The 4,339-nt window shown below is 51.3% G+C and carries 7 protein-coding genes; 2 read left to right on the plus strand and 5 right to left on the minus strand.

Features of this window, described 5'->3' with window-relative positions; genetic code table 11:
• Together tnpB and V8L71_RS20325 are read right to left on the minus strand one after the other, a co-directional pair.
• A partial coding sequence (gene tnpB, locus V8L71_RS20320; RefSeq protein WP_336275294.1) for an IS66 family insertion sequence element accessory protein TnpB occupies positions 1 to 367 on the minus strand: 367 nt, incomplete at its 3' end.
• Positions 364 to 576 (minus strand): hypothetical protein, encoded by a 213-nt coding sequence (locus V8L71_RS20325; protein WP_336275295.1) that lies wholly within the window; start codon positions 574 to 576, stop codon positions 364 to 366. The genes tnpB and V8L71_RS20325, both read right to left, overlap by 4 nt.
• Positions 577 to 708: 132 nt before the next feature.
• On the opposite strand from V8L71_RS20325, the gene V8L71_RS20330 reads away from it, so the two are divergent.
• A complete protein-coding gene (locus V8L71_RS20330; RefSeq protein ID WP_336275296.1) occupies positions 709 to 927 on the plus strand; it encodes an MBL fold metallo-hydrolase in 219 nt (72 codons plus the stop codon).
• A 13-nt stretch (positions 928 to 940) separates the two neighbouring features.
• Positions 941 to 1,471 carry an MBL fold metallo-hydrolase gene (locus tag V8L71_RS20335; RefSeq protein ID WP_336275300.1) on the plus strand — a complete coding sequence of 177 codons (531 nt, stop codon included), beginning with the start codon at positions 941 to 943 and terminating at the stop codon, positions 1,469 to 1,471.
• Between the two features lie 84 nt (positions 1,472 to 1,555).
• Here the strand turns inward: V8L71_RS20335 and V8L71_RS20340 are convergent, their stop codons facing one another.
• From V8L71_RS20340 to V8L71_RS20350, 3 genes are read right to left on the minus strand one after another with little or no spacing between them, the layout of a single operon-like run.
• A complete protein-coding gene (locus V8L71_RS20340) occupies positions 1,556 to 2,962 on the minus strand; it encodes an amidase (protein WP_336275297.1) in 1,407 nt (468 codons plus the stop codon).
• A complete protein-coding gene (locus V8L71_RS20345; protein ID WP_336275298.1) occupies positions 2,952 to 3,173 on the minus strand; it encodes a hypothetical protein in 222 nt (73 codons plus the stop codon). The genes V8L71_RS20340 and V8L71_RS20345 overlap by 11 nt, the downstream gene beginning before the upstream one ends.
• A 16-nt stretch (positions 3,174 to 3,189) precedes the next feature.
• Positions 3,190 to 4,188: an asparaginase gene (locus tag V8L71_RS20350; protein WP_336275299.1), complete on the minus strand. Its 999-nt coding sequence runs from the start codon at positions 4,186 to 4,188 to the stop codon at positions 3,190 to 3,192.
• Positions 4,189 to 4,339: the final 151 nt, after the last annotated feature.

Here is a 4,339-nt window from a genome sequence, read left to right on the forward strand (position 1 = left end):
ACGCCCCTAAAATAGGAGCGACACGGTTAGCCAACGCTTTGTGAGGCTGCATAGCCTTCAGGTTATAGCCATCCAGCAACCAGTTAAGTTCTTGACCCGTTAGCGTCACGGTCTCGTCCTTTAGGTGCGTTGGCCATTTAAACCGCTCACGCTCCAAGCGCTTGTACCACACCACAAAGCCGTTACGTTCCCAGAACAGCAGCTTCACTTTATCGCGCTGGCGATTACCGAACACGAACAACGCTTGATCAAACGGGTTCAAGGCCATGGCTTCCTGAACCAGCAGTGCTAATCCATCAATTTGCTTGCGCATATCGACGGGTTCTCGGCACAGGTACACCCTCAGATCAGTGCTTGGGCGTATCATGCGACGACCTCCACCGCGACAAACCGCGCGGGACGACAACGTGGTGGCACGGGAACCCCCTGCACAATTAACCGATTTTCCCACGCCATCAGGTCGGCTAACGTCACGGCTTGCGCTTCAGCATACGCGCTTAACGGCATCTGTAACGCGGCGGCATAAGACAGGTGCCCTAACCAAAATGCTTGAGTGGAATTGAGGTCGCGACTCATGATGATCTCCAATGCTAAAGAGACCACCAGTGTGATCAGCCAAAGTTAAGGTGGGTAGATGGGTTTTATGGCGCGCTTACGTATTTTCGGTGCGCGCAGTAAGTCACATACCCTAATAGAGGCTTGGCAAGCATGAAAGTAGCCGACCATTGTTTTGCTCGCGAGCGCGTTGACCATCGCATTACCCGACTGTGGGAACCTCACGTCGCTCGCGTGTTTCAGTGCAATATCTGGCATGTGCGTGGCCGCGACAGGGATCTGCTGATCGATGGTGGCATGGGTCTTAGCAGCTTAAAGCGGGCCATCGCCAGCCTGATCGACAAACCCTATGCTCGCCGTGGCCACCCATAGCCATCTGGACCACATGGGTAGCCTGCACGAATTCTCCCATCGACTGGCTCACCCTATGGAAATTAAGGGTTTGGAGCAACCCGAGGACTTCCCGCTACTGTGCAGTCATCATTGGCCACTGGGACTGCGGACGGACCTCCAACAAGCGGGCTACGAGGTGCCCGAGTGTTTGATTGACGCCCTCCCTGAGCCGGGCTTCGACCCACTGACTTTCCGCACTCCCCCGACGACTGCCACGCGATTGCTCAACGAGGGCGACATCATTGACCTGGGGGACATCGCTTTTGAAGTATTGCATCTGCCAGGCCACTCGCCCGGTAGTATTGGTCTCTGGGAGCCCAACACCGGCACCCTGTTTTCCGGGGATGCTATCTACAATGGCCCGCTGCTAGACAACTTCCCCGATTCGGACATCGACGACTATATCCATACCATGCGGCGGTTGATAACCCTACCGGTGAACATCGTCCATGCGGGCCACGATCCGAGCTTTGACGCCAACCGTCTGCGAATACTGGCGAAAACTTATCTCAACCGGCACTAGCCAGGTGTTGTCAATTTGCTCTTCCTATTTCAGGTCTTAGCGGGCATCACTTTCATGACATCACCACAATCAACTCGCAGGATTTTATATTTCAGTATTTTCAAGTTTAGGTCGTCGTAAGCGCCAATCGGTAGCCTGCTCATAGGCATACCCTGCACGGAAAAGATTAGCTTCGTCGAAGTAGTGACCGATTAGTTGCAGCGATAGCGGCAAACCTGCCTGACTATAACCACAGCACAACGACAAAGCGGGATGGCCTGTGGCATTAAATGGCGCGGTCACAGGCGGCTGACTGCGGAACGGAACCACTTCTACATCCTCTATGCGCGATGCAGGCGCTAGCACCGAAGCGCAAGCTATAATGTCGACGTCTTTAAACACAGCGTCTACTGCAGCAGTCAATTGTCGCCTCACCCGCTGGGCGTTAATCACATCTTCCCCTGTTACGAAGCATCCCATGCCCATGCGCTCAAAACTATTGCGACAATATTGTTCTGGGCGTTCCCGCAAATGCTGCGCGTGAATACTAAATGCTTCGGCCGAGAGAATAGTCTGCTGTACAGCCTGGAAAAGTCGCATGGAAGGCAGGGTTACTTCAGACACTTCTGCCCCCAACTCTACGAGATTCTCAATGGCAGCATCCATTCCGGCAACCATCTCAGGATCAGCGCCCTCGTCATGGAACTGGCGTAAATAACCTATTTTCAGACCACGTATATCGCCCGTCATCTGAACCTGATAATTTGGCACATCCTGGTCTGCTGAGCCAGGGTCGCTGGCATCGTATCCGGCTAAGACTTGTAACGCCAACGCACAGTCTTCTACACGCCAGGCCAGAGGCCCTATATGGTCGAGCGAGAAAGAGAGTGGTGCCACACCCCGGCGGCTCACTCGGCCATAGGTTGGCTTTATACCTGCGATGCCACAATAAGCCGCTGGCAGGCGGATCGAGCCGCCAGTATCGGTGCCTAGAGCCAATGGCATGAACCCCGCAGCTACAGCAGCACCGGAACCACTCGACGAACCGCCAGTGAAATGATCTTTATTCCAAGGATTGCGAGCTGGTGGGAAAGGAAGATCGAACGATGGTCCACCGATAGCAAACTCGTGGGTCGTCATCTTACCTAGTAATACACCACCACCCTCATGGAGTCGCCGTGCCACTTCAGCATCTTGACTAGGCACGTTATCTAAAAGAAGGCGAGACTGGCAGGTAGTACGGATTCCCTTACTGTTAATAATATCCTTGAGGCCATAAGGAATGCCATGCATAGGGCCACGATCTTGCCCACGAGCTAGCTCACTTTCGGCACGGCGAGCATCTTCTAGAGCTCGCTCCTCAGTTAATAGAACAACCGAATGTAGTGATGCGTCATAACGCTTGATTCGTTCAAGATAACTTTGGGTAAGCTCTACCGGTGATAAATGCCCGCTACGCAGTTCGCGCCCAACTTCCGCAATCGTTAAATTTTCCAGTTCATTATTTTTCATTTCTAAATACCTCGTTGCTGTGTCTACCAGGTGCGAAGATATATGCTGGCTCCAGCGTCGACTCAAGTTCACTAGGCATTTCGGCAAGCAGGGCACGGAAATCGACGAAAGCCTGAAACATTACCTCTCTGCGCCCAACCGGAATAGAAATGCCATGGCGCGCTAGACAAGCTTCGAATTCTTTTTCCAAGGAGACGGTATCCGTCAACATAAAAAACTCCTAAATATCAGTATTCAGAAAAAATACGTAAGATGTCATCGGTTTCACGGGTTACGCTCAACGCTAAAGCAAGTAACAATCTTGCTTTTTGCGGATTAAGGTTATCAGCTACTAGTAAGCCCGCCTCTCTCAAACGCTTACCGCGATATACATTGCCACTTCCAGCACGGGTCGATTGGACTATTACGACACCGTGCATAGCAGCATTATTAAGCGCCAGAGTTTCGGCTGGCGTGGTGATACCAGGCGCGAAGCCTGCCGAAATAATGCCTCTTGCTCCAGCGCTGACAAAAGCATCTACCGCCTTACCATCGGAACCGGCATAGGCATAAGAGATATCAACCCTCGGTAGTGTTTCCAACTCTTCTATATAAAATTCGGTATTGGGTGCAACCCGCCTCAAAGGTCGCCTATATATGTTTACGTTTTCTCCATCAACATGTCCCAAAGGCCCAGTAACAGGCGATTGAAACGTCTGTAGACGAGTAGTGCTGGTCTTAGTCACTTCGCGTGCAGCATGTAACTCGTCATTGAGCAACACCATCACACCACAGCCATGCGCTACAGGGCTGATTGCGACACTCACAGCATTGACTAGGTTCATACCGACATCGCTGGAGAGCGCGTTAATAGGTCTCTGCGAGCCGGTTAAGATGACAGGTAAGTCAATTTTAAGGGTTAGATTGAGGAACCAAGCAGTTTCTTCAAGCGAAGACGTGCCGTGACCAATAACAATGCCAGCCAGATCGGGGATATCATTGGCAAGCTGATGACATTGCATCACCAGATCCTGCCACTCAGGAAAGTAAACTTGACTACTAATGATATTGTTGTAATTGACAGTGATCAGTTCAGCTATATTTTTCAGTTCAGGGATGCGTTCTACGATCTGACTTGCATGTAACCGCGAATCATTGGCACTGTAGTCAAGTATATCTAGACTGTCTTTACCCAGCGATGACATCGTACCGCCAGTACCGATAAAAACTACCTTTGGAAGAGTCATTCTCGGTTATCCTTATTTTTAATGCACAATCGGTGATTTTCAACCCAGTTGTCCAAATGGCTGAGCTTAAGCAGCCTTTTTATTACGCTCGATTTCCTTCACTTTTCCTGGGTTAAGCGACACTGAACCAGTGACCCCCCAGTTTCGGGTG

Source organism: Vreelandella indica (genome assembly GCF_037070225.1).
In the GTDB taxonomy this organism is placed as follows: Bacteria; Pseudomonadota; Gammaproteobacteria; order Pseudomonadales; family Halomonadaceae; genus Vreelandella; species Vreelandella arctica.

What these genes read in the sequence shown, in the direction of transcription:
- V8L71_RS20345 (WP_336275298.1), bottom strand. Translation starts at nt 3,173, where the DNA reads ATGTTGACGGATACCGTCTCCTTGGAAAAAGAATTCGAAGCTTGTCTA.
- V8L71_RS20340 (WP_336275297.1), bottom strand. Translation starts at nt 2,962, where the DNA reads ATGAAAAATAATGAACTGGAAAATTTAACGATTGCGGAAGTTGGGCGC.
- V8L71_RS20350 (WP_336275299.1), bottom strand. Translation starts at nt 4,188, where the DNA reads ATGACTCTTCCAAAGGTAGTTTTTATCGGTACTGGCGGTACGATGTCA.
- V8L71_RS20335 (WP_336275300.1), top strand. Translation starts at nt 941, where the DNA reads ATGGGTAGCCTGCACGAATTCTCCCATCGACTGGCTCACCCTATGGAA.
- V8L71_RS20325 (WP_336275295.1), bottom strand. Translation starts at nt 576, where the DNA reads ATGAGTCGCGACCTCAATTCCACTCAAGCATTTTGGTTAGGGCACCTG.
- V8L71_RS20330 (WP_336275296.1), top strand. Translation starts at nt 709, where the DNA reads ATGAAAGTAGCCGACCATTGTTTTGCTCGCGAGCGCGTTGACCATCGC.